The sequence below is a fragment of the Yinghuangia sp. YIM S09857 genome, assembly GCF_051388915.1.
In the GTDB taxonomy this organism is placed as follows: Bacteria; Actinomycetota; Actinomycetes; order Streptomycetales; family Streptomycetaceae; genus Yinghuangia.
Genome location: NZ_JBPKBH010000013.1, coordinates 48,194 through 73,224, shown reverse-complemented (window position 1 = coordinate 73,224; position 25,031 = coordinate 48,194). Strand labels below are relative to the sequence as shown.

General features: G+C 72.1%; 20 protein-coding genes and 1 other RNA gene. 6 read left to right on the top strand and 15 right to left on the bottom strand.

Translation table 11 applies throughout. The features are described from left to right. Positions 1-327: 327 nt before the first annotated feature. Positions 328-2,112 (bottom strand): DEAD/DEAH box helicase, encoded by a 1,785-nt coding sequence (locus ACRX5S_RS25685; protein WP_436775452.1) that lies wholly within the window; start codon positions 2,110-2,112, stop codon positions 328-330. A 161-nt stretch (positions 2,113-2,273) separates the two neighbouring features. Next, complete coding sequence (locus ACRX5S_RS25680) at positions 2,274-3,779, bottom strand: MFS transporter (protein WP_436775451.1); 1,506 nt, start codon at positions 3,777-3,779, stop codon at positions 2,274-2,276. A gap of 74 nt (positions 3,780-3,853) precedes the next feature. On the opposite strand from ACRX5S_RS25680, the gene ACRX5S_RS25675 reads away from it, so the two are divergent. Further along, positions 3,854-4,780, top strand: coding sequence for an aminoglycoside phosphotransferase family protein (locus tag ACRX5S_RS25675; RefSeq protein ID WP_436775450.1), 927 nt, complete (start codon positions 3,854-3,856; stop codon positions 4,778-4,780). Between the two features lie 87 nt (positions 4,781-4,867). On the opposite strand, the gene ACRX5S_RS25670 is transcribed toward ACRX5S_RS25675, so the two are convergent. From ACRX5S_RS25670 to ACRX5S_RS25650, 5 genes are all read right to left on the bottom strand, one after another. Beyond that, positions 4,868-7,054: a xanthine dehydrogenase family protein molybdopterin-binding subunit gene (locus tag ACRX5S_RS25670; RefSeq protein ID WP_436775449.1), complete on the bottom strand. Its 2,187-nt coding sequence runs from the start codon at positions 7,052-7,054 to the stop codon at positions 4,868-4,870. A 4-nt stretch (positions 7,055-7,058) separates the two neighbouring features. Next, complete coding sequence (locus ACRX5S_RS25665; RefSeq protein ID WP_436775448.1) at positions 7,059-7,886, bottom strand: (2Fe-2S)-binding protein; 828 nt, start codon at positions 7,884-7,886, stop codon at positions 7,059-7,061. 547 nt (positions 7,887-8,433) lie between these two features. After that, on the bottom strand, positions 8,434-9,249 hold the full coding sequence (locus ACRX5S_RS25660; RefSeq protein ID WP_436775610.1) for an FAD binding domain-containing protein: 816 nt from the start codon (positions 9,247-9,249) through the stop codon (positions 8,434-8,436). Between the two features lie 369 nt (positions 9,250-9,618). Beyond that, positions 9,619-9,912: a DUF3039 domain-containing protein gene (locus ACRX5S_RS25655; RefSeq protein ID WP_436775447.1), complete on the bottom strand. Its 294-nt coding sequence runs from the start codon at positions 9,910-9,912 to the stop codon at positions 9,619-9,621. 112 nt (positions 9,913-10,024) lie between these two features. Then, the gene (locus ACRX5S_RS25650; RefSeq protein ID WP_436775446.1) at positions 10,025-10,582 is read right to left on the bottom strand and encodes a YqgE/AlgH family protein; all 558 of its coding nucleotides are present in this window, start codon (positions 10,580-10,582) and stop codon (positions 10,025-10,027) included. Positions 10,583-11,120: 538 nt separating this feature from the next. On the opposite strand from ACRX5S_RS25650, the gene murA reads away from it, so the two are divergent. Then, positions 11,121-12,467, top strand: a complete 1,347-nt coding sequence (gene murA, locus ACRX5S_RS25645; RefSeq protein ID WP_436775445.1) for a UDP-N-acetylglucosamine 1-carboxyvinyltransferase — start codon at positions 11,121-11,123, stop codon at positions 12,465-12,467. Between the two features lie 576 nt (positions 12,468-13,043). Here murA and ACRX5S_RS25640 read toward each other — a convergent pair. Both ACRX5S_RS25640 and ACRX5S_RS25635 read right to left on the bottom strand, forming a co-directional pair. Then, complete coding sequence (locus ACRX5S_RS25640) at positions 13,044-13,325, bottom strand: HU family DNA-binding protein (protein ID WP_235057057.1); 282 nt, start codon at positions 13,323-13,325, stop codon at positions 13,044-13,046. A gap of 437 nt (positions 13,326-13,762) precedes the next feature. Next, on the bottom strand, positions 13,763-15,172 hold the full coding sequence (locus ACRX5S_RS25635; RefSeq protein ID WP_436775444.1) for an NAD-dependent malic enzyme: 1,410 nt from the start codon (positions 15,170-15,172) through the stop codon (positions 13,763-13,765). Positions 15,173-15,771: 599 nt separating this feature from the next. On the opposite strand from ACRX5S_RS25635, the gene ACRX5S_RS25630 reads away from it, so the two are divergent. Genes ACRX5S_RS25630 through ACRX5S_RS25620 form a run of 3 tightly spaced genes read left to right on the top strand, consistent with a single transcriptional unit; the run spans position 15,772 to position 18,298 of the window. Then, entirely contained in the window at positions 15,772-17,031 is a 1,260-nt protein-coding gene (locus ACRX5S_RS25630) for an AGE family epimerase/isomerase (RefSeq protein ID WP_436775443.1), read from the top strand. After that, positions 17,028-18,059 carry a carbohydrate kinase family protein gene (locus ACRX5S_RS25625; protein WP_436775442.1) on the top strand — a complete coding sequence of 344 codons (1,032 nt, stop codon included), beginning with the start codon at positions 17,028-17,030 and terminating at the stop codon, positions 18,057-18,059. The genes ACRX5S_RS25630 and ACRX5S_RS25625 overlap by 4 nt, the downstream gene beginning before the upstream one ends. A gap of 14 nt (positions 18,060-18,073) precedes the next feature. Next, complete coding sequence (locus ACRX5S_RS25620) at positions 18,074-18,298, top strand: KTSC domain-containing protein (protein WP_436775441.1); 225 nt, start codon at positions 18,074-18,076, stop codon at positions 18,296-18,298. 47 nt (positions 18,299-18,345) lie between these two features. Here the strand turns inward: ACRX5S_RS25620 and ssrA are convergent. The 6 genes from ssrA to ftsE all read right to left on the bottom strand — a co-directional run bounded on the left by ssrA (position 18,346) and on the right by ftsE (position 24,344). Beyond that, positions 18,346-18,713, bottom strand: a transfer-messenger RNA (tmRNA) gene (gene ssrA / locus ACRX5S_RS25615). Between the two features lie 169 nt (positions 18,714-18,882). Next, positions 18,883-19,422, bottom strand: a complete 540-nt coding sequence (gene smpB, locus ACRX5S_RS25610) for an SsrA-binding protein SmpB (protein ID WP_436775609.1) — start codon at positions 19,420-19,422, stop codon at positions 18,883-18,885. 139 nt (positions 19,423-19,561) lie between these two features. Beyond that, a complete protein-coding gene (locus ACRX5S_RS25605) occupies positions 19,562-20,866 on the bottom strand; it encodes a S41 family peptidase (RefSeq protein WP_436775440.1) in 1,305 nt (434 codons plus the stop codon). Positions 20,867-21,119: 253 nt separating this feature from the next. Further along, positions 21,120-22,400: a peptidoglycan DD-metalloendopeptidase family protein gene (locus ACRX5S_RS25600; RefSeq protein ID WP_436775439.1), complete on the bottom strand. Its 1,281-nt coding sequence runs from the start codon at positions 22,398-22,400 to the stop codon at positions 21,120-21,122. A 255-nt stretch (positions 22,401-22,655) separates the two neighbouring features. Further along, a complete protein-coding gene (ftsX, locus tag ACRX5S_RS25595) occupies positions 22,656-23,570 on the bottom strand; it encodes a permease-like cell division protein FtsX (RefSeq protein WP_436775438.1) in 915 nt (304 codons plus the stop codon). An 84-nt stretch (positions 23,571-23,654) separates the two neighbouring features. Next, positions 23,655-24,344 (bottom strand): cell division ATP-binding protein FtsE, encoded by a 690-nt coding sequence (gene ftsE, locus ACRX5S_RS25590; protein WP_436775437.1) that lies wholly within the window; start codon positions 24,342-24,344, stop codon positions 23,655-23,657. 312 nt (positions 24,345-24,656) lie between these two features. Here ftsE and ACRX5S_RS25585 point away from each other — a divergent pair, with 312 nt between their 5' ends. Continuing rightward, positions 24,657-24,845, top strand: a complete 189-nt coding sequence (locus ACRX5S_RS25585; RefSeq protein WP_436775436.1) for a hypothetical protein — start codon at positions 24,657-24,659, stop codon at positions 24,843-24,845. The last annotated feature ends 186 nt before the right edge of the window (positions 24,846-25,031 follow it).

Sequence of the window (25,031 nt, the reverse complement as noted above, 5' to 3'; positions counted from 1 at the left end):
CCCCCAGGTAAGCGAGTTTCCGGAATGTGGACGGATTCTCAGCGAGATCTCATCGCCAAAGACCCTTAAAGTCGGGCAAAAGTCTCAGTTTTTCACGAGGTGACACGTGCGACACGAGAAGTTGATCTCATGATGTGGACGATGGGGCGTCCGGATGGCGTGCGTACCGTCCGGTAGGCGGAGCCGATGCACCGATTCAACGCGCGTGGACTGCGCGAAGCGTCCCGCGTTTCAAGATCGTTTGCAAGATTCCCGGTGTGAACCCCTCATTACGAAACGATCTTTCGCAAACTCGCGGAAAGTCGCGAAGGCGGCCCGCGAACGCCCTCAGCGGGACGACGTGGCCCACTGCTGGATCTTCGAGATCCGGTCCTGCAACTGCCCGGCCGACGCCTGCGCGGTCGGCGGACCCCCGCAGACCCGCCGCAGCTCGTTGTGGATGACACCGTGCGGCTGCCCGCTGCGGTGGTGCCAGGCGGCGACGAGCGTGTTCAGCTCCTTGCGCAGGCCGGACAGCTGACGGTGCGTCACGACCGGGCGCTGCGCGGCGGGTTTCTCCGACAGGTCGGCCTCGACGTCGGGCTTCTTGCGACTGCGCGCGAGCTGCCGCGCCTGCCGGTTCTGGAGCAGCATCTGCACCTGGTCCGGCTCCAGCAGGCCCGGGATGCCGAGGTACTCCTCTTCCTCCTCGCTGCCGGTGTGCGCCTGGAGGCCGAATTCGTTGCCGTCGAACAGCACCCGGTCGAATCGGGCCTCGCTCTCCAGCGCCTCGAACGAGAACTGCTCCTGCTCGCCCGGGGTGTCCTTCTCCTGGTTCGCCTCCGCGAGCAGCGCGTCCTCGGTGTCGTACAGCCCCTCCTCGGCCTTCTTCTGCCGGTCGAGGACGTGGTCGCGCTCGACCTCCATCTCGTTCGCGTGCTGGAGCAGCGTCGGCACGGAGGGCAGGAAGACGGACGCCACCTCGCCGCGCCGCCGGGCGCGCACGAAGCGGCCGACCGCCTGGGCGAAGAAGAGCGGCGTGGAGATGGTGGTGGCGAACACGCCGACCGCGAGGCGCGGCACGTCCACGCCCTCGGAGACCATGCGCACCGCGACCATCCAGCGCGAGTCGTCGGCGCTGAAGTCCTCGATCTTCTTCGACGCACCGGTGTCGTCGGACAGCACGACGGTGGCGCCGTGGCCGGTGATCTCGCGGATCATCCTGGCGTACGCGCGGGCCGACTCGTGGTCGGTGGCGATGACGAGCGCGCCCGCGTCCGGCACCGCCTTGCGGACCTCGGTCAGCCGCTTGTCGGCGGCGCGCAGCACCTGGGGCATCCACGACCCGTGCGGATCGAGCGCGGTGCGCCAGGCCTGGTTGATGGCGTCCTTGGTCATCGGCTCGCCGAGGCTCGCCGCCACCTCGTCCCCGGACTTCGTGCGCCAGCGCATCTCGCCCGAGTAGGACATGAAGATGACCGGCCGCACGACGTGGTCCGCGAGGGCGTGGCCGTAGCCGTACGTGTAGTCCGCGGCGCTGCGCCGGACGCCGTCCGATCCCTCGATGTAGCTGACGAACGGGATCGGGTTGGTGTCCGAGCGGAACGGCGTGCCGGTGAGGGCGAGGCGGCGCGTGGCGGGCTCGAACGCCTCGAAAACCGCGTCGCCCCACGACTTGCTGTCGCCGGCGTGGTGGATCTCGTCGAGGATCACCAGCGTCTTGCGGTTCTCCACGCGGCGGCGGTGCAGCATCGGGTGGACGCCGACGCCCGCGTACGTCACGGCCACGCCGTGGTACTCGCGGTTCGCGGGCCCGGAGCCGCTGGAGTAGTTGGGGTCGATCCGGATCCCTATGCGGGCCGCCGCCTCCGCCCACTGCTTCTTCAGGTGCTCGGTCGGCGCGACGATCGTGAGCTGTTGGACTATGTGGCGGTCCAGCAGCTCGGACGCGATCCGCAGGGCGAACGTCGTCTTGCCGGCGCCGGGCGTCGCCACCGCGAGGAAGTCGCGGGGCTGCCGCTCCAGGTAGGTGTCCAACGCCCCCTGCTGCCAGGCTCGCAGCTTGCCTGCGGTGCCCCAGGGAGCACGCGCGGGGAAGGCCGGGGACAGGTGCGACGCGGCTGAAGTACTCACTGCGGGGGATGCGCTCCGGGCATGCGGGGGCCGCGCTCCGAACGGCTTCCGGAGGCGTCCCGGGGGACGGGCGGGAACGGCTCAGGCTACCCGAGGGCGTGCGCCGTCCAGGGCAGCGACGCGGTTGGCGAGTGCGACAATCAGTCCGCTTTTGGGGTGGTTTAGTGGGGCTTTTCACGTGCCTGGACGGGCCCACCGGCCGGTCCAGGGGCGGGCGTGCGGCCGCGCGTACGGCCAATTCCCCTGCGCGGCCCGGGCGTCGCCGGGCGGACGCGCGGGGCGACGAGCGCTCCCAGCAGGGCGGTGCCGAGCATGACCGTGAAGATCAGCGTGAAGACGTCCCCGTCCCGGCCCTCGCTCTCGTGCAGCGCGGCGAACAGCGCACCGCCGAGGGACAGCAGGGTGACCGTGCCCAGCGCGTCCGAGACCTGGAGCGCCGCCGAGTTGCCGCCGGCCTCCCCGGGGGCGGACAGCTCCAGGGTGAGCGTGCTCAAGGCCGACATGGCCATCCCCATGCCGATGCCGCCGAGGAACCACGCGGGGAGCACCGCGTACGGTGTCACCCCCGGCACCAGCGCCAGCACGGCCCCGCCGATCGCGCACGCGACCAGCACGAAGCCGAGGGCCACGAGATACGGCCGCCGCCGCGCCGACGTGCGGCCTTGGAGCCACGAGCCGAGCGCCCACGACAACGCGCCCGTGGTGAGCGTGAGCCCGGCCTTCGTCGGGGCGAAGCCGTGCTCGCTGACCAGCATGAGCGGCACGAACGACTCGACGGTGAAGAACGTCCCCGCGATGATGCCGCGCGACAGGATCACCGTCGGCAGCCCGCGCCGGGCGCGCAGCGTGCCCTTCGGCAGCAGCCGCGGCACCGTCGGCACCATGCACGCGAAGCCCGCAGCCAATACGAACACGCCTGCCACGGTGAGGTGTTGGCCGCCGTACTGGACGAGGCCGGTCCCGAGCGCGGCACCGGCCGCCGCACCGATGAGGCGGCGGTCGATGCGCGCGTTCGCGTTGCCGGAGGCGATGTCCTCAGCGATCTCCCTTTGCACGCGCCGCAGTTGCGGGACGATCGCCAGCACCGGAAGCACCACGAGGGCAGGGATCGCGAGGAACACCCAGCGCCAGTGCAGGTGGTCAGTCACCGCACCCGCAACAGGCGGCCCGACGACGGACGGCAGGACCCACGCGGAGGCGAAGGCGGAGAACACCTTCGGACGGAGGGAGTCGGGGTACGCGCGTCCCACGACCACATAGAGCGCGACGATGACCAGGCCGCCGCCGAGGCCCTGGACGGCGCGTCCGAGCACGAACATCCACATCGACGGGGCGGCGCCGGCCAGCACCAGGCCCGTCGCGAAGGCGGCGATCCCGCCGAGCAGCGGCACCCGTGGGCCGCGCGCGTCACACCACTGGCCGGAGAAGACCATCGAAAGCAGGCTCGTCGTGTAGAACGCGGAGAAGGCGAGGCCGTAAAGCGCGGTGCCGTCGAGGTCGTCCACCGCGACGGGCATGGCCGTCCCCACCGCCATCGCCTCGAACGCGATGAGCAGGATCACCGAGACGTTCCCCAAGGTGAGTGCCCGGTACGGCCGTTGCATCACCGAAGCGGGCGCGCCGGGCTCGGCGTCCGGGGATATCTCCCCCTTGTCCAGGGTCGTCACCGCCACAGCCTAAATGCCCGCACCGACCTTGGACCGTGCGCGCGTGGGGCACCCCGGCACTACGTTTGATCCGCATGACGCACGACGGCAACGACGGAACCGAGATCACCGCCGACCTGATCAGCGAGCTGCTGCGCGACCAGCACCCCGATCTGGCCGACCACCCCGTGGAGTTCGGCGCGCGCGGCTGGGACAACCAGCTCTGGCGCCTCGGCGACGACCTCGCGGTACGGCTGCCGTGGGCCACCGGGTCCGCGGACGCCCTGCTCCGCAAGGAACACACCTGGCTGCCGCTCCTGGCCCCGGACCTGCCCCTCCCGATCCCCGTCCCCCAGCGCCTCGGCGAACCCTCGCGGCGCTTCCCGCGGCCCTGGATCGTCACCACCTGGGTCCCGGGCGACGCCGCCGACCGCGTCCCCGCCACCCGGCCCGCGGAAGCGGCAGAGACCCTCGCCGCCTTCCTGACGGCCTTGCACCGCCCCGCCCCCGCCGACGCCCCGGCAGGCCGCAACCGCGGAGGCGAACTCGCGGAGCACACCGACGGATTCGCCGACCTCCTCACCGCCGCCGCAGACACGGGCCTGATCCCCGACCGGCACGCCGTCCGCGCCATCTGGGACGACGCCGTCGCCGCCCCGCCTTGGACAGGCCCGGCGGTCTGGCTCCACGGCGACCTCCACCCCGCCAACGTCCTCACCTCGGACGGCACCATCTGCGGCGTGGTCGACTTCGGCGACCTGTGCGCAGGCGACCCCGCCTGGGACCTCGCCTCCGCATGGTCTCTGCTTCCCGACGGCGCCCTGGACCACTTCCACGCCGCCTACCAGCCCCCAGCGGACCCCGCCACCCTCCGCCGAGCCCGAGGCTGCGCCGCCGTCAAAGCCCTCGTCTGCATCCTCATCGGCCACGCGGGCACCCAAAACCGCCCCGGCGGCAAACCCAGCTGGCTCCCACCCGCCCAAGCCGCCCTGCAACGCCTCCTGGCCACACCAGCCGCCTGACAACCCCACACAACCAGCGGACGGGGCCGAGATGGCCAGGCGCCGCGGACTGACCTTGCACCGGCGGCTCTTGATGACCCGTCAGGGTCAGCGGGCGGACACGGCCCTGGGGGTCAGCGGGAGGCTGGGCAGCTCCAGTCCGGTGGCGTCGCGTACGGCGGCGGCCAGGGCGGCCGGGACCGGTACCACGGCGGCGTCGGCAAGTCCCTTGGCGCCCAGGGGGATTCCCGGCTGGGCCTCCTCGTGCCAGGCGGCGACCGTCACCGGCGGGAGGTCCAGGGGCCCGGGGAGCGCCCAAGCGGCCGGGCCGTGCAGTCGGGCGGCGGCTATGTCCTCGGTGAGCGCGAGCCCGATCCCGAGGGCGACCGCGCCCTCGACCCGGGACAGCGCCTGGACGCGGTCCAGGACGCGGCCCGCGTCGTACGCCCCGGTCACGTCCACGATCTGCACCGCGCCCGTCTCGGGGTCGACGTCGGCGACGATCCGGCACGCGGCGAAGGCCACGGCCGGGTACGCATCCCCCTGCCCCGCGTCGTCGAGCGGCTCGGTGTGCCGCGCCCGCGTGGCGCCCGCGGTGGTGGCGACCTCGCGACCCTCGGTCATGGCGGACGCGGGCAGGTCCACAAGGCCGTCGTACGACACGATCCGCCCGTCGCGGATGTCGAGCAGCGCCGCCGTCATGCCGTACTGCGCGGCGATCGGGGCCAGCAGGCCCGCCCGGATCTCGCGCGCGGCCTGGTCCACCGCACCCGCGGTAAGCATCGTGTGGCGACCGAGCCCCGGCGGCCCGGCGCTGGGCAGGGCGGTGCCGGCCGGGAGGACGATCGCGTCCGGGATGCTGAGCACATCCTCGACGATCTGCCGGACGAGGTACGTGAAACCCTGGCCCACCTCGACCGCCGCGCACGTGACGGTGACGACGCCGTGGTCGAGGCGGACCGTCGCCGTGGACGACTCGTCGGCCCCCTCGATGCCGAGCAGCGGGACGAGGCCGACGGCGTGCCCTACGCCGCGGCGCAGACCGGGCGCGGGTTCGCCCGGCGGCTGCGGCGCGAGGGCGACGGCGCGCAGCAACTCCCCTGCGGGCGCTGGTCCGTCGAGAATCTGGCCGGTCGTCAGCATGGTGCCTTCGCTGAGCGCGTTGCGCAGGCGCAGCTCGACCGCGTCCATGCCGAGTTCGGCCGCGAGGCGGTCCATCTGCGCCTCGTAGGCGAAGCAGACCTGGGTGGCCCCCGGGCCGCGCATGGTTCCGGCGGGCGGGTTGTTCGTGCGCACCGCCCACACGTCGACGGCGGCGTGCGGCACCATGTACGGCCCGGTCGCGCAACCCGCGAGGCGGCCGACGACTTCGGGCGACGTCGTCGCGTACGCCCCGCCGTCCAAAAGGATTTGCGCCTCGACGGAGAGCAACCGCCCGGTGCGGTCCGCTCGGTGGGTGTACTTCAGGCGCGCGGCGTGCCGGTGGCCTCCGCCGGTGAGCGCGTCGGCGCGCTCCACGACGGACTTGACGGGGCGTCCGGTACGCGCGGCCAACCACGCGACGACCGCGAGCAGCCCGATGTCCTCGCGCGTCCCGGCCGAACCGCCCACGCCCGTGGGCATCAGGCGCAGTGCGCCCGGCGCGAGGCCTATGCACTGGGCCACCTGGTCGCGGTCCGCGTGCGGCCACTGTGTGGCGACGTGCAGTTCGATGCCGCCGTCGGCGCAGGGCAGTGCGAGCGCGGCGTCGGTGGCGGGGTTGGCCTGGTCCTGCGCGCCGATGTCGTACAGGCCCTCGACCACGATCTCGTCGACGGGCGAGCCGTCGGGCCGCCGCTGCACGGGCCGGCCGTGGCGCAGCGCGATGTGCCGGAAGACGTTCCCGTCCGGGTGCAGGGGGGCACTGGCGAACGCGTGCTCGGGGTCGAGGCGGGCGTCGAGCGGGTCGTACTCGACGTGCACCGCCTCGGCGGCGAGCTTGGCGGCGTGCGGCGTCTCGGCGGCGACCGCGGCGACGGCCTCGCCCGCGAACCGCACGACGTCGGACGCCAGCACCGGGCGGTCCGCGACGACCGGCCCGTGGTACGCCTCGGGCGGCAGGTCTGCGGCGGTCAGCACGGCCCGGACACCGGGCACCGCGTACGCGCCGGAGGTGTCGAGCCCGACGATGCGCGCGGACTGGTACGGCGACCGCACCAGGACGCACCACAGCATCCCCGGTGCCCACAGGTCGGCGGTGTACGAAAACCGGCCCTGCGCCTTGGCGTTGGCATCGGGACGCTCGGCGGCGGTCACGGCGTCACCCCGCGGACGCCGGGGCCGGTCCGGCGGCGGGGCCGGGCAGAATCGGGAAGATGCCGGTCGACGTCGGCGTGGTCAGGTCGACGCCCACCGCCGGGAAGCTGGAAGTGGAGGAGCCGGAACGGGAGTTCACCGGACCGGCGGACGCGGGCCGTGCCGACCCCTGCGCCTCGGAACTGCGTTGACCTGTCGCGTGGTCGGACGAACCGGCGCTGTCGGCACCGGAGTTCGCGGCGCCTGCGGGCTCGAAGAGCGACGCGGGCGACGCGGGGGGTTCGCCGGCGGCGACCGCGCAGACGGCGGCCACCATGCGGTTCGGGCCGACGCAGCGGCAGGGGTGACCGGCGAGAGCCCGGCGTACCGTCGCCTCGTCGGGGTGCGGAATGCGCGCGAGGAGCGCCTGGGCGCTGACCACGACGCCGGGCACGCAGAAACCGCACTGCACGGCGCCGTGCGCAATCAGGGCCTCCTGAACGGCAGTTGGCACACCTTGCGCGGTCAGGCCCTCGATCGTGGTGACCTCGCGGTCCCCGAGGGTCGCGCTCGGCACCATGCAGGACACCACGGGCGCGCCGTCGACCAGCACCGTGCAGGTGCCGCAAACCCCTTGCCCGCAGCCCTCCTTGGCGCCGGGAAGACCCAGGCGCTCCCGCAGGACGTGCAGCAGGCTCTCACCGAGCCACGCGTTGTCGACCACGTGCATGGCGCCGTTGACGCGCAGCGTGTACGACACGACCGGGCCGCCCGGCGCCTCCGGTTCGGCCCCACCGAGCGACACGGTCGCGGACGCGTCCTCCACCGGCCCGAAGAACTCCGGCCCGGGCATGGACGGGTACCCCGGATGCCCGCCGAGCGCAACGGGGGTCAGAACGCCCGCCACATGCAACGGCTGCGGCGGCGTCGGCGCCCCGACACCGCCGTCCGCCGGAGCAACCGCATCGCCCTCCCGCACCGACGCGCCAACCCGAGGCACCGGAAACCCGAACGCCGGCGGCGGCGCAGTGTCCGCGACACCGCCCGTGTCCGGTCCACTCGGTCCCGGCCCGGGTTCGGCAGCACGCCCCGGGATGCCCGAGTCCGACGCATCGCGCGTCTCGCGCAACCCCGACCCGTCCGCGCGCGCCGCGCGGGCGGGGACGGGGGCCGCAAGATCGGACGCCGACGTCTCGGGCGCGTACCGCAGCTGAGCCGGATGCACCGGCGGCGAGGCGTCGGTCGCGTGGGTGAAGGAAGGAATGTCGGCGGGCGAGCCGCCGGGCGCGGGGATGCGGGTCATCGGGCCGCCTCCCCGCGGCAACGGGCAGGCCCCGAGGCGCGGCGGCGCTGCCGCTGTTGCACGTTCACCAGGTCCCCTCCCCTGCTCTTGGCCTCGATCACGCCGAGAACGCCCGTTCGGCCGCGCGCTTCGCCAGTGTCGCGACGACGCGCGCCTGGAATGCGCGGTGCGAGCGCGAGCCCTCGGTCGGCGCCAGTTCGTCCGCCACCAGTGCGCCGAACCGGGTCGGGGCCGACGGGTCGGTCAGGCGTCCGGTGCCCGGATCGATCCGTTCCGCGATCCACTCCTCGGCGCGGGAGGCGCGGTGCGCGCCGGGGCGTATGCCGCCGACCGCGCAGCGTACGCTCCGCGCGCCGGGGTCCGCGACCAGCGCCAGCGTGGTGTGGAAGCCCTGCGCGGTACGGGCCTTCAGGAACTCCTGCGGCCCGTGCAGGACGGGTACGCGTACCCCCGTGATCAGCTCCCCCGGACGCAACTGCGCCGCCGGCTCTCCCTCGCACACGAACTCCCGCACGCCGCCCGGCGACCGCACCACCACGGCCGCCTCCAGGGCGGCCAGCACCGGCACCGCGTCGGCCTCGCGCAGACGCGACGCGAGGTTGCCGCCGAGCGTCCCCATCATGCGGATCTGCGGCGTGCCCACCTGCCGCGCGGCGGTGGCGAGGGCCGGGACCAGGGCGGCCAGGTCCGGGCCCGCGAGACGGGCCCACGTGACGCCCGCACCGATCACGGAGCTGCGGCCCTCGTACTGCCACAGCCGCATCTCGGCGATACCGCCCAGCCCGATCAGGGCATGCGGACGCATCAGACCGGCGTTGACGCGCGGCATCAGGTCGGTTCCACCGGCCACCGGCAAGGCGGCGGGCTCGCGGGCCATGGCGTCCACGGCCTCGTCGAGCGAGTGCGGCAGCATGATCGCTTCGTTCACAGCGGGACAACGCTACTGCGCCGAGCGGGTGACATGCGGTCGACTTCGCTCAGCCCGCTCCCGAAAGGACCGGCAGCGCGATCGCAAACGTGCTTCGCGGCTGCCGCGGGGGCGGCGAACCGGCGTCCGCGCAGCGTCACGCGCACGTGGGACGTCCCGCACACGCGACGGCGCGACACGCACACAACACGCGAGCACAACGCACGCAGACAGGCGACAGGGACAGGCGGCGCAGACGGCCAACACAGAGGGGCGACGGAGACGGGCGACGGAGACGGGCGACACAGATGACCGGCACAGACAAGAAGCGCCGGCCCCGTACGGCACCGGCGCTCTCGTACGACCGCGGAGCCGCTACTTGTCGCCGCCGCCCTTGTCCCCGCCGCCGGTGCCCATGGTCTCGTAGATCTCCTTGCACATGGGGCACACCGGATACTTCTTCGGGTCCCGGCCCGGCACCCACACCTTCCCGCACAGCGCGATCACGGGAGTGCCGGAGACGGCGCTCTCCATGATCTTGTCCTTCTGGACGTAGTGCGCGAAGCGCTCGTGGTCGCCGTCGCCGTGGGAGACCTGGGGGGTCTCCTCGATGAGCGTCCCCGTGCCCGTTCCGCGCTCGGGCTCGGGATAGTCCTGCGGAGTGGTCATAGGTCCGATTCTAAGCGGGACCACACGTTCGGCCCCGCCCCCGCCCGCACAGACCCCGCGCCGAACCGCACACCGGCCCCACCCGGGCCCCTGCCAGGCCCGCACGTGGGCCTCAGTTGAGTGACGGGTCCTCCGGGTACGTGGCGACCATCGCCAGCTCGCCGCGCTGCCTCCGCAGCACCGCGCGCCACAGGCGTTCCGGATCCGGGCTGAACGCGTCCCCGGGCTCCGACTCGACGACATACCAGGCGCCGTCGGTCAGCTCCGACTCCAGTTGGCCGGGGCCCCACCCCGAGTAGCCGGCGAAAATGCGCATCGCACCGAACTCGGTGGCGATCAGTTCCGGCGGCGCGTCCAGGTCGACCATGCCGAGCGCACCGAAGACGCGGCGCCACCCCACGGGCTCGCCGCCGCCCGGGACCGAGGCGATGGCGAGGGCGGAGTCCATTGCGACCGGGCCGCCCTGGAAGACGACGCCGGGGGCGGTGACGGCCTTGGACCAGCCCACGAGCACGTCGTGCACGTCGACGGGCGTGGGGCGGTTGAGGACGACGCCGTGCGCGCCCTCGTCGTCGTGGTCGAGAACCAGCACCACGCACCGGTCGAAGTTCGGATCGGTCAGCGCGGGGGTCGCCACGAGCAGGCGTCCGGTGAGCGAGACCTCGGTCATGGGGTCATGATCCTGCATCCCGGCGACAGTGTCCGGGTCTCGTCCGGATCGTGTGGACCGAACACGATGTGCGCGCGTTGCGCGTTACCGAGGTCGCACGCGTGGTACGAGACGAATGATCCGATTAACCCGATTGATCCGAATGTCAACGCCCGTGCAATGCCCGCCCGTACGTATCCAGCGCGTCCGACCCCCGACCGTCCTACGCCCACACAGCCCACTCCCGCACAGCCCACTCCCACGCAGGCAACTCTCGCGCACCCGACTCCCACGCGTGCCGCCCGCACCCGCCGGAGTCCCGCGCGCACCGCCCCCGAGCACGCCGCACCCACACATCCCACGCCCGAATCACCGGCTCCCCCGCCCGCGCCGCGCCCGGCGTCCGCCGCCCCCAGCTTCCGCATCGCGCCCCCTCGTTCCCGGCCTTGCCAAGATCCTGTGCCCGCCCACGCGCCCGACAATGCACGTCGGAGCGCATCGAGCGCGTACCGTTGTTCGCTGTTGCCCGTGGCCACTTCCGTCCAGGAACGCGAGATTCATGCAAGACGACGACGTACTGTTCGTTCACGGTGGTTCCCCCCTTGAGGGCGAGGTCCGCGTCAAGGGCGCCAAGAACCTGGTGCCCAAGGCGATGGTCGCGGCGCTGCTCGGCGAGGAGCCCAGCCGCCTGCGCAACGTGCCGGGCATCCGGGACGTGCACATCGTGCGCGGCCTCCTGCAACTCCACGGTGTCGCGGTGTACGAGGGCGACGAGGCCGACGAACTGGTCATGGACCCGTCGTCGGTCGAGCTGGCCAACGTCGCCGACATCGACGCGCACGCCGGCTCCAGCCGCATCCCGATCCTGCTGTGCGGCCCGCTGCTGCACCGCATCGGCCGCGCGTTCATCCCCGACCTCGGCGGCTGCCGCATCGGCGACCGGCCGATCGACTTCCACCTCAACGTGCTGCGCGAGTTCGGCGCGACGGTCGACAAGCGGCCCGAGGGGCTCTACCTGGAGGCCCCGCACGGACTGCACGGCGCCAAGATCGAACTCCCGTACCCGAGCGTCGGCACCACCGAGCAGGTGCTGCTGACCGCCGTACGCTCCGAGGGCACCACCGAGCTGCGCAACGCGGCCGTGGAGCCGGAGATCATAGACCTCATCTGCGTGCTCCAGAAGATGGGCGCGATCATCTCGGTGGCCACCGACCGGGTGATCAGGATCACCGGCGTCGAGCGGCTGGGCGGCTACACCCACAGCGCGCTGCCGGACCGCCTGGAGGGCGCCTCGTGGGCCTGTGCGGCCCTCGCCACGCAGGGCGACGTGTTCGTGCGCGGCGCGCGGCAGCTCGACATGATGACGTTCCTGAACGTCTTCCGGCAGGTCGGCGGCGCGTTCCAGGTCGAGGACGACGGCATCCGCTTCTGGCACCCGGGCGGACGGCTGCGCGCGATCGCCCTGGAGACCGACGTGCACCCGGGCTTCCAGACCGACTGGCAGCAGCCGCTGGTGGTGGCGTTGACGCAGGCGAGCGGGCTGTCGATCGTGCACGAGACGGTGTACGAGAGCCGCCTCGGATTCACCTCGGCGCTCAACCAGATGGGCGCCACGATCCAGCTCTACAGCGAGTGCCTGGGCGGTACGCCCTGCCGGTTCGGGCAGCGCAACTTCCAGCACTCGGCGGTCATCTCGGGTCCGGCGAAGCTGCACGGCGCGGACCTGGTGATCCCCGACCTGCGCGGCGGGTTCTCGTATCTCATCGCGGCGCTGGCCGCCGAGGGCACTTCGCGCGTGCACGGCATCGACCTGATCAACCGCGGCTACGAGGGCTTCCACGCGAAGCTCGACGCGCTCGGCGCGCGCGTGGAACTCCCGCAGGGGGAACGGCAGGGCGTCGCCTAGGGAGTGGCTTCAAAGTCCCGTCGGATGGCGCGGGGGACGTGACGCGTGCGCTCGCAAGGCGCGGCCCGCGGCTCGGCCCGTGACTCTCCCCGGGTCTGGCCGCCAGGGTGCTGCGGCAAGGGTCGTAACGCCGCGACTTGGGAGGGCCGTCAAGGCCCGGAGCGTGCCTCTCGGGAGGCGTGTCAGGCCCGGCGTCGCGGGCCCGGCGGGAATGTGAGGACAGGACTCAGCGGTCCCGACTCTCGTACGGCGAAGGGCGGTTCCCGGGGGGAACCGCCCTTCGGCGTTCACTGCCGTGCACTTGGCGGGTGCGCCGGCGCCGGTCACTCCGTCGCCAGGCGTGCCGCCGGCCTCGCTCCGTGCGCTCCGTGCGCGCTCCCGGCCCCGCGGGACCTGTGCGCTCCCGTGCGGCCCGGGCGACCGGGGCCGACTCGTACGAGCCGCACCCGGGCGCCCGGCGGTCCGGTGTGGACCCGCTCACCGGGTCCCGCGCCGGGAACCGCGCCACGGCCCGCCGCGGACCGCCCACGGGCCCGCTGGGGCCCGTGCCGGACCCGCGGAGGGGTCACGTGCGGGTCACTTGCCCTTGGCGGCTTCCTTGAGCTTCGAGCCCGCGGAGACCTTGACGCTGTAACCGGCCGGGATCTCGATCGGCTCGCCGGTCTGCGGGTTGCGCGCGGTCCGCGCCGAGCGGTGGGTCCGCTCGAAGCTGAGGAAGCCGGGGATCGTGATCTTCTCGTCGCCCTTGCTGACGATCTCACCGACCACCTCGGCGAAGGCGTTCAGCACGGCGTCCGCGTCCTTGCGCGTGACGTCGGCCCGCTCCGCGAGGGCGGCCACCAGCTCACTGCGGTTCATGTGTATCTCCCGTGGTCTTTCCAACTCGCTGTTCTTGCCCCGGGGACGAATCCTGCACGTATCCGGGCCCGGAACCTAATCAGGGACACGCCGAATCACGCGGAAAGCCCCGCGATTTGGCCGTTCGCAGCAGAATTCACGCCCGAAACGACCTCGAACGCACCTGCCACACCCCGACCATACGACCAGCATCACGTACGCTCGTCACACCGCCCCCGGCGCGGCGAGGGTGGATTCCGCGGCCGAACGGTCGGTTTCCACCGTACCGACAAGGCGGTTGGCGACGGGCCCGCGACAGGCCGTGACGATCGCCCTGACCACACCGACCAGTTCGCCCGGCGACCGGTTCCCCCGCAAAGCGGTTTCGCAATCGACCGGCCGCCGTCGGGCGACTTCGCGGAACGGCCGGTTCGCCGACCCGCTGCTTCGCCGAACGACTACTTCGCCGCCTCGGCCTGCCGCTCCGCCACGACCGCGTCGCGCACCGCCGCGGCGACGACGTTCGACACCTCGGGGTGGAACACGCTGGGCACGATGTAGCTCGCGTTGAGTTCGTCGTCCGTCACCACCGACGCGAGCGCGCGCGCCGCGGCGAGCAGCATGTCGGTCGTGATGTGCCGGCTCTGCGCGTCGACCAGACCACGGAAAACGCCCGGGAAGACCAGCACGTTGTTGATCTGGTTCGGGAAGTCGCTGCGGCCGGACGCCACGACCGCCGCGTGTTCCTGCGCGAGCGCCGGGTAGATCTCCGGCTCGGGGTTGGCCAGCGCGAACACGATCGCGTCGTCGGCCATGCGCGCGACGTCCCCGGCGTCGATGACGTTCGGCGCGGAGACGCCGACGAACACGTCCGCGCCGACCACCGCCTCCTTCAAAGTCCCGGTCAGGCCCTGGGAGTTGGTGTGCTCGGCCACCCAGCGCAGATCCTCGCCCAGGTCGTCGCGACCGGTGTGCACGACGCCGTGCACGTCCGCGACCACGACGTGCGCGACGCCTGCGGCCATGAGCAGCTTGAGAATTGCCGTCCCGGCCGCGCCCGCGCCCGACATCACGACGCGCACGTCGCCGATCTTCTTGCCCACCACGCGAAGGGCGTTCGTGAGCGCGGCGAGCACGACGATCGCGGTGCCGTGCTGGTCGTCGTGGAAGACCGGGATGTCGAGCGTCTCGCGCAGTCGCCGCTCGATCTCGAAACAGCGCGGCGCGGAGATGTCCTCGAGATTGATGCCGGCGAACCCGGGCGCCATCACCTGCACGGCGCGCACGATCTCGTCCGGGTCCTGAGTGTCGAGGCAGATCGGCCACGCGTCGATGCCCGCGAAGCGCTTGAACAGCGCCGCCTTGCCCTCCATGACCGGCAGCGCCGCCTTCGGGCCGATGTTGCCCAGGCCGAGCACCGCAGAGCCGTCGGTGACCACCGCGACGGTGTTGCGCTTGATCGTGAGGCGGCGCGCGTCCTCCGGGTTCTCCGCGATCGCGAGGCAGACGCGCGCGACACCGGGCGTGTAGATCATCGAGAGGTCGTCGCGGTTGCGGATGGGGTGCTTGGCCTGCATCTCGATCTTGCCGCCGAGGTGCATCAGGAAGGTACGGTCCGACACCTTGCCGAGCGTCACGCCGTCGATCGCTCGCAGGGCCTCGACCAGGGCGTCCGCGTGGTCCGTCGACGACGCGGCGATCGTCACGTCGACCCTGAGGCGGTCGTGGCCGGACGCCGTGACGTCCAGGCCGGTCACCGAACCACCGGCGGACTCCACGGCGTTGGTGAGCTGGCTGACCGCCAGGCCGCCGGACGGGACCTCAAGGCGGGCGGTGATCGAGTACGAAGCGCTCGGCGCTGCGGGCATGAACGTGTCTCCTCAACGAGTGCGGTGCCATGGCACGGCACCGCAGACGATCGTCTCACTTTGCCGGGCGACACGACGCCACGCCGGTTTGCGGCACGCAGAGTGCGCCGCACGTGCACGGTGTGTGCACTGCACGTACCCGCGTTCGACATCTGCGCGGACATCCATCGATCCGTCGAACATCCGGACGGACGCGTGACCCGGCGTATGGCCGAAACACCTGGTTGAAACACCCGACTGGAACACCCGCTCGGTTCCCCGGTCCGATCCCGGGAGTGAATGCCCGTGCGAACAAGAGGCCGAACGTCCCGTCCGCACCGCGGAATAGGCGCGGCTACCCCGGCCGCCGAGCCCCGCAAACTGTGATCCGCATCCTTCTTCCGCACGACGCGAGGTCGGTTACTCTGTTGATGGCACCGGCTCGATCCAAGCCCCCGGGCCCAACCATTAGTCCCTACGAGGGACCACTTGCCGAGAGGCGAGCATTGGCGGGTCGGTGTCGTAAGCGCAGAACCGGCGGTCCCCAGGGGCCGCCGGTTCGCATTTCCCGGCGCGTTACGTCCCTCTCCGACGGGGTCCCCGGTGCGACGATGGGGGCGATGAACGCCTCACACGACGGGTCACGCGACGGCTCCTGGACCGCGCTGGCCACGCACCGCGACTGGCTGGACGCCGAGGCCGGGCGCCTGCTCCGCTTCGGGGCCGCCGCCCGCGACCCGCGCGGCGGCTTCGGCTGGCTCGACTCCGACGGCGTCCCCGACCCCGCCCGCGGCGTGCACCTGTGGATCACCGCGCGCATGGCACACGTGTTCGCCCTCGCGAACCTGCGCGGCGTCCCGGGCGCGGGCCCGCTCGCCGACCACGGCCTCGCGGCCCTGAGCGGCCCGCTGCGCGACGCACGCAACGGGGGGTGGTCTCCGGCCATCCCGGGCGGCGGGGGGCCGCAGGAGGGCCGCAAGGAGGCGTACGGGCACGCTTTCGTGCTCCTCGCCGCGTCGAGCCTCGCGCTCGCGGGACGGCCGGGCGCCAAGGGGCTCCTGACGGAGGCCGCCGCGGTGTTCGGCAGGCGGTTCTGGGACGAGGAGCGCGGGTGGGTGCGCGAGTCGTACGACCGGGAGTGGACCGAGCCGGAGGCGTACCTCGGGGCGAACGCGAACATGCACGCGGTCGAGGCCTTCCTCGCGGCCGCCGACGCCACCGGTGACGGCGTGTGGCGCGACCGGGCGCTGCGCGTCGGGGGGTTCTTCGTGCACCAGGTCGCCCGCGCGCAGTGGTGGCGGGTTCCGGAGCACTTCGCGCCGAACGGGCGCATCCTGGCCGACTACAACGCGGACGCCAGGGACGACCCCTTCCGCCCGTACGGCACCACGCCGGGACACTCGCTGGAATGGGCGCGCCTGCTGCTGAACCTGGAAGCTGCGCTGCCCGATCCGCCCGACTGGCTGGCGGACGCGGCACGGTGGCTGTTCGTCGTGGCGGTCGGCGCGGCGTGGAACCGCGACGGGCGCCCCGGCTTCGTCTACACGATCGACGGCGACGGCCGGCCGGTGGTGCGCGAGCGCATGCACTGGGTGGTCGCGGAGGCGATCGCGGCCGCGGCGGCACTGCACCGGCGGACCGGCGATCTGGTGTACGAACACTGGTACCGCGTCTGGTGGGACTACGCCGCGGAGTTCACCGTCGATGCGCGGCACGGGAGCTGGCACCACGAACTGGACGCGGAGAACCGGCCGTCGTCGACCGTGTGGTCCGGGAAGCCGGACATCTACCACGCGTACCAGGCAACGCTGCTACCGCAGTTGACACTTGCCCCCACCCCGGCGGCGGCGCTGCGCGCGCAACTGGACGGCGCGTCGTGACCGCGGACCGCGCGGCGGGCGGGGCCGCGGGCGCCGATGCGGACGGCGCAGCGGCGCAGCGGCCGACGACCCTCGCGGTGGCCGGGGAGAATGTTGTCGACCTCGTCCCGGTCGACGGAACTCCCGATTCCTACCGGGCGCTTGTCGGCGGCAGCCCGGCCAACATCGCGATCGCGGCGGCCCGGCTGGGGACTTCGGCGGCGCTCATCGCCCGGATCGGCGCCGACGCGTTCGGCCGGCGGGTGCGCGAGCGCCTGGCCGCCGACGGCGTCTCGCCACGCTACCTCGTCGACGCCGCGGAGCCGTCCAGTCTCGCGGTCGTCTCGTTCGACGAACATCGGCGCGCCGCCTACGACTTCTGGTTCACCGGCACCGCGGACGGGCAGTGGACGGGCGGGGAGCTGCCGGACCCGCTCGGTGCGGACGTCCGCGCGCTCCACATCGGCTCGGTCGCCCTGCACCTCGATCCCGGTGGTGCGGCGCTGCTGCGGATGGTGCTGCGCGAGCACGCGCGCGGCACGGTGACGCTGACGCTGGACCCGAACGTGCGCCCGGCCGTCTCCGGGGACCTGGCCGCCGTGCGCCGCCGCCTCGAAGCGATGGTGCCGCTGTGCGACGTGGTCAAGGCGAGCGACGAGGACATGGTCCACCTCTACCCCGACCTCGACCCCGTCGAGGCGGCCCGCCTGTGGCGCGACTCGGGACCGGCGCTGGTCGTCGTCACGCAGGGCGCGGACGGCGCCACGGCGGTGATGGAGCACCAGGCGATCGCGGTGGGCACCCCGGAGGTCGAGGTGGCCGACACCGTCGGCGCGGGCGACGCGTTCATGGGCGCGCTGCTGCACGCCCTCGACACGCGCGGGCTGCTGGGCGGCGACCGGGTCGGGGCGCTGCGCACGATCGCGCCGGACGACCTGCGGCGGATCACCGAGTACGCGGCGGCCGCGGCCACGTACACCTGCACCCGCGAGGGCGCCGACCCGCCGACCGCGGCCGAGTTGGACGCGTGGCGGGAAAGCCTGGTCTGACCGACGCTGGAGCCATGCACCGTGTCCGGGTCCGTTCGTCCAGCCTCGCCGTCGTCGGCTATGACGAGGCCGGGAGACTGCTGGAGGTCGAGTTCACGAACGGGTCGGTCTACGAGTACTTCGACGTTCCGCCCGCGGTCCATCTCGCACTCGTGACCGCTCCCAGCCTGGGGCGGCACATGAACGCGTACGTGAAGCCGGTGTTCCACTGCCGCAGAATCCGCCCGCCGTCGGCATGACGACGAAGGCCCGGCACACGTTGTGTGCCGGGCCTTGGTCGCAAAAGGGGTGGAGGTGGCGGGAATTGAACCCGCGTCCTGAAGTGCGAGACCAGAGCTTCTCCGAGCGCAGTCCGCTGTGCTTTTCTCGGCCCCGGCAATCACGCGGACAAGTTGCCGACGGGCCCAGTTACTGTTTGTTTTCCCGTGTCACCCCGTAACCGGATACCACGGTGGAGTCCCCTTGATTATGCCAGGATCCGGGACGGGGACGCGCCCGGTCTGACACCTTCGAAGCTCGCTCAGGCAGCGAGGGCGAAGGAATCGCGCTTGTTATCGGCGATTATTGGTTTCGGCATGTGGTTAACGAGATCATTGCCGCTTCCTCGGCTCGCTTCCTCTGCTCCGACATCTCCAGTCGAAACCGATCACCCCCTGTTGAGTTTTCAAGCGGCGGACAAGCTGTCGCTCGACGGTCGCGCGGGCACATTGCCTGAGCCCGGGCGGCCGGTGTCATCGTACGGAACAACCCCGGCGGCGGTCCACTTCATTCCCGCGCGTCGGCGTTCCCCGCGTCGGCGCGGTCCCGGTGCGATCGCCGCCGGTCAGTGCGTCTGGCGGCGGATGGCCGCGCTCATCGCGCGCTGCGCCTCGCGCTGCCCCTGCTTCTCGATGAGCGTCTGGCGCTTGTCGTACTGCTTCTTGCCGCGGGCCAGCGCCAGTTCCACCTTCACGCGGCCGTCCTCGTTGAAGTAGATGCTGAGCGGGACGAGCGTGGTGCCGGAGTCGTTGAGCTTGTTCTCCAGCTTGGCGATCTCGATGCGGTGCAGCAGCAGCTTGCGCGGCCGGCGCGGCGCGGAATTGTTCCAGGTGGCCTCCAGATATTCGGGAATGTGCGCGTTGCGCAGCCAGACCTCGTGGTTGTCGACCGTCGCGAATCCGTCGACGAGCGAGGCGCGGCCCTGGCGCAACGACTTCACCTCGGGCCCGGTCAACACCACGCCGCACTCGAACGTGTCGTCGATGTGGTAGTCGTGCCGGGCCTTCTTGTTCTGCGCGATCAGCTTGCGCTTGGGAGCCGCCTGCGCCTTCTTGGACTTGGTCGGCTTCCCGGGCACCTGAACGATGGTTGGTCTCTTCACCATGATCTCCGCATTGTCGCCCATCGGACGTCCCCCGATCCACGGGGTTGCGCGGGGACGGGCACGCGGGGTGCGCCCGTCGGGTGGCGGGGTGTGCGGGTGCGTCTGCGGGTACGTCTGCCGCCCCGGCGCCGTCCGACGCTCAGTCGCCGCGTGGTTCGGTGCTTGAGTCGCCCCGTGGTTCGGCTCGTGAGTCGGCTCGTGATTCGGCGCGTGCCTCCGCGAGGTCCGCGAGGACGTCGCGGGCCCGGGCGTCCGCCGACTCGGGCGGCACCGGGAGGTCGGGGACGACGCCTCGGCCCTCGACGCTGCGCCCGTCCGGCGAGTACCAGGCGCCCACGGTCAGTTCGAGGACGCCGCCGTCGGCCAGGACCGACGGGGCCTGCACCGAGCCCTTGCCGTACGTGGTCGAGCCCACCACGACCGCCCGGCCGCGGTCGCGCAGCGCGGCGGCGACCACCTCGGCGGCGCTCGCGCTGCCGCCGTCCACGAGCACGACGACCGGGGTGGCGGTGTCGCCGGGCGGTGCGGACGCGCCCAGTTCGCGGCGTACGCCCGAACCGTCGTCGTAGGAGACCACCGTCCCCGGCCGCAGGAACGCCGACGCGACACCCGCGGCCTCGTCGATCAGCCCGCCGGGGTTGCCGCGCAGGTCGAGGAGGACGCCGGCGGGCCCGGCGGCCAGGGCCGTGCGGACCTGGTCGGCGGTGCCGCGGCCGAATCCGGCGACGCGGATGCGGACCAGGCCGGACGCCGGGGCGGAGCCGGGGGAAGCCGCCGCGTCAGGGGGGTCGAGCGGGTCAGGCGGGTCGAGCGGATCGACGGTGACGTCGGCGCCGGTCAGCAGTTCGCGGGTCACCACGATGTGCCGGGGCGGGCCGTCGGTGGCGACGGTGAGCGCGACGGTGGTCCCGGCCGGGCCGCGCAGCCGGGCGACCACGCCCGCGACGCCCAGTTCCGCGGCGGGCACGGAGTCGACGGCTTCGAGGGTGTCCCCGGCGACCAACCCGGCGCGGTTCGCGGGGCCGCCGGGGGTGACGTACGAGATTTGCAGCGCGTCCTCGGCCTGACGGACGGTCAGGCCTACGCCGGGGAACGTGCCGTCCAGACGTTCGCGCTGGTCGGCCGGGGTACCGGGCGGGTAGTAGGCGGCCCAGCGGTCGTCGAGCACGGCGAGCAGGCCGCGCGCGCTGTCGGCGTCGAGATCGGCCGGGACGAGGTCGCCGCCGACGAGATCGGCGCTGTCGAGTGCGGAGTCCGCGGGGGTCTGTTGGCCCGGCTGCGGCAACTGCGGCGGTAACTGCTGGGGTACGCGCGGGCGCGCTTCGGCCGGGCGCGGACCGGGGATGCCCACGCCGTCCCAGGCCCCCGTGGCGGCGCCGGTCGTCAGGGCAGCACCGAACGCCAAGGCCAGCGCGGCCCTGCGGCGTACCCGACCGGACGTCATGTCGGGAGCATAGGGCAGCACAAGTCGACACAAGGTCAACCTGTGGATATGTGGATGACTCCCCCACACACTCCGGCTGTGCGTGCTACAACCCGTGTCGCGGGGGCTGCGTTCGCGATGTGTTCCACCGGCCGGAGGTACCGGCCTGTGGACAACGCGGGACGCACGGCGCGCTTCCCCGTACCCGCCCCCCTTGCTTGCCCTGCTTACCCTGCTTGCCCTGCTTCTTTTGCTCCCGTTGCTCGCAGGTACCTCACAACCAGGCCATCGGATCCGCGAACTCGCCGTCCACCAGCACCTCGAAGTGCAGATGCGCCCCGGTCGAATAGCCGGTATTGCCGACCAGCCCGACCGTTCCGCCGCGCCGGAGGCGCTCGCCCTCCCCCACGTCGATGCGCGAGAGGTGGTTGTACGTCGTCGTCAGCGCGACGCCGCCGACCTGTCCGTGCGACACGACCACGCGGTAGCCGTACGCCGCGTTGTAGCCGGCCGCGATCACCGTGCCCTCGCGCGCCGCGCGCACCGGCGTGCCCTCCGCCGCCCCGAAGTCGGTGCCGCTGTGCAGCTTCACGTACTCCAGGATCGGGTGGAACCGCATGCCGAAGCGTGATGTGACGTCGGCGTCGATCGGATAGGACAGCGCGCCGCCCTGGCCACGGCCGCCGCTCGCGCCCGTCGAACCGCTGCCACCCGTGCCACTGCTTCCACCGCGCTGCGGCGAGGGCGCGTTGAAGCGGTTGACGAGTTCGGTCAGGCGGCGCTGCTCGACCACCAGCGCCTCGTACCGCTGCTGGTCGGCGGCCTTCTCGGACTGGGCGGTGGCCAGCGCGGCGCGGCGCTGCTCGACGAGGCGCTCGACGGCGGCGCTCGCGGTCGCGGCCTCGGTTTCGAGCGCGGTCACCTCGGCCAGGCGTTCGGCCGCGGCGTCGCGCTCGGTCTCGACCCGCTCGCGCGCCCGGGCGAGTTCCTTCTGCCGCCCGTCGGTCTCGTGGTGCACCCGGGTCAGCCGGTCCAAGGTCCCCTGGTCGGCGCGCAGCACCGAGCGGAAGCCCTCCAGGCGGCTGAGGAGCTGCGCCGGGGTCTCGGCCTTCATGATCACCGAGAGCTGGTTCAGCCCGCCCTGCTGGTACGCGCGGCGCGCGACGCGTCCGAGTTCGTCGCGCATCTCGGTCATGGCCGACTCGATGTCGCGCAGTTGCTCCTGCGCGCGGGCCTCGTCCTCGACGGCGATTTGCAGGCGCCGCCGGGTGTCGGCGTCCTTCATACGCGCGGCGTCGAGCCTGCCGCGGGCCTCGGCGAGGGCCGCCTGCGCGGCGGGCATGCGGGTGTTGGCCTCGGCGTACGCGGCCTCCGCGGCGGCCAGGCGGCTCGCCGAACCGTCGAGATCGGCACGGACGTCGCGCACCTGCGCGTCGACGCGCTTCTTGTCGTCGCGCGGATCGTCGTCGGCGTGCGCGGTGCCCCAGCCGATGGCGGCCGCGGTGGCGGCGATCAGCGCGAGGAGGCCCAGCCGCCGAGTGTGCACGGGGCGCATGGGCGTCGCCTCCTGCCTGCGGGACCGGCGGCCGGTCGGACGACCGGCCGTTCAGACAACCTGAGTCCCACAGGTATCAGGCGACACAGCCCAGGTACGCCATATAACCCACTTTTCACTTGATATGGCACTCGTCCGGCCTACCGCGGCACGGCCGAACGGGGACGCCTCGCCCGTCGGACCTTGTGAAGGTGGCTCGGTGGACGTGACCTGGTAGGCGTTACCTGGTGGACGTGACCCGGTCGACGGGCCGCGTCAGACCTTGAGGTACTTGCGCAGCGTGAAGAACGACGCGACCGCTGACATGCCGACCCCGAGGATGAACAGCCACGGGAACACCGCGATCACCGAGTCGAAGCCGATCAACTGCTGGCTGAGCAGCTCGATGGCGTCCGCGAGCCCCTTCTTGATGCCGAAGTAGTAGCCCAGCGTGAGGAGTCCGGACGCGACCAGCGCGCCGGCGAGCCCCGCGACCGCCGATTCCAGGATGAACGGCCCCTGGATGTAGAAGTTGGACGCGCCGACCAGGCGCATGATGCCGGTCTCGCGGCGGCGGCTGAACGCCGAGACGCGGGCCGTGTTGACGATCAGCAGGATCGCCACGACCAGCATGAACGCCATGATCCCGTACGCCGCGTACTGCGCACTGCGCAGCAGGTCGAAGAAGGGCTTCAGCAGGCTCTTCTGGTCCTGCACGTCGTGCACCCCGGCCCGGTTGCTGAACGCGCTGGAGATGATCTCGAACTTGGTCGGGTCGTGCAGCTTGACGCGGAACGACTCGGGGAGCTGGTCGGGCGTCAGGGTGTCGCCCAGCGCCGAGTCCTTGTTCTGCTCCTTGAAGTGCTTGAACGCGTCCTGCTTGCTCTCGTAGTAGATCGTCTTGACCTCGGGCATCTTGTCGAGGTCGGCCTTGATGGCCTCACGGTCGACGTTCGTGACCTCGCCGTTCGCGCAACCGTCCTTCTTGGGGTCGGACTTGTTGCACAGGAAGATCGAGACCTCGACCCGGTCGTACCAGTAGTCCTTCATGGAGTTCGCCTGCGAGCTCACCAGAAGGCCGGCCCCGAACAGCGTCAGGGACAGCGCGACACTGACGACGACGGCGATCGTCATGGTCAGGTTTCGGCGGAGACCGATGCCGATCTCTTTCAGCACGAACTGGGCGCGCATGACTGTCCTAAGTCGTTCGGGGCGCCCGTCGCGCGGACGGCGGGTGCCGGGGTCGTGGTCCTGGACCGGGGTGGGGGCGCCGGGTCAGTGCTGGTAGCCGTAGACGCCGCGCGACTGGTCGCGGACGAGGTGGCCCTGCTCCAGCTCGATGACGCGCTTGCGCATCTGGTCGACGATGGCCTGGTCGTGGGTGGCCATCACGATCGTGGTGCCGGTCCGGTTGATCCGGTCGAGCAGCTTCATGATGCCGACGCTGTTCTGCGGGTCGAGGTTGCCGGTCGGCTCGTCCGCGATGAGGATCATCGGCCGGTTGACGAATGCCCGGGCGATCGCGACGCGCTGCTGCTCGCCACCGGACAGCTCACCCGGCATGCGGTCCTCCTTGCCGGCCAGGCCGACCAGGTCGAGGACCTCCGGGACCACCTTGCGGATCGTGCCCTGCGGCTTGCCGATGACCTCCAGGGCGAACGCGACGTTCTCCCGCACGGTCTTGTTCGGCAGCAGCCGGAAGTCCTGGAAGACCGTGCCCATCTGGCGGCGCAGCGCGGGCACCTTCCAGTTGGACAGGCGACCGAGGTCCTTGCCGGCCACGAAGATGTTGCCGGTGGACGGCCGCTCCTCCTTGAGGATCAGACGCAGGAACGTCGACTTCCCGGAGCCGGACGAGCCGACCAGGAAGACGAACTCGCCCTTCTCGACCTCCAGCGAGACGTCCTGGAGCGCGGGCCGCGGCTGCTTGGAGTAGGTCTTGGTGACGTTGTCGAATCGGATCACGGTTGCATCACAGCGCGCCATCCTAGGGGGCAAGGGCGTCGTACGGGGGCAGAGCAGGTGAAGAGTGCTCCACCGCGACCGGTCACGCCCCGCGGTACGGATCGTGTCCGTGGCCCGGGCCGTGGCTCGTGCGTCCCAGGGACGGTACCGCCAACGCGGCCGGGCGCGAAGGCCAGGGGCGGTACGTCGAGGGGCGTGGCCATCCCAGGAGTGTAGGGGGCACAGTGGAGGCCGGTGGGAACTTCCCGGGGCCCCGAAAGCGTTGTAGAGGACGACCGGGCAGGTCGGGCCCGCAGGGCCGAGGAGGACGCCATGACGTGGGAGCACCTGGTGTGCGCCAACTGCTCCGGCCCCGTGAGCGAGGGCCGGTGCTCGGTGTGCCGTGCCTCGCGCCAGCGCCTGGACCGCGAGCGCGGCCCGCAGATCTCGCCGACCCTGCTCGCCGTCCTCGCCGGGATCGTGATCGTGGCGGCGCTGCTGTTGCAGCGCTTCGCGGGCTGAGCGGGACGCCGGCCGGCGGACGACGCGGCGGCGCAACGGGGCTGCGCGGCGGCCGAGCCGGGAGCAGACGACACCGCAGCGGACGACACCACGGCAGACGGTCCGCGGTCGGACGGCCCGGATCGCTCGGGCGTACCGCGGCAGGTTGAAGACGTGAGAGGCGAGGGCCCCGGGGCAGTCCCCGGG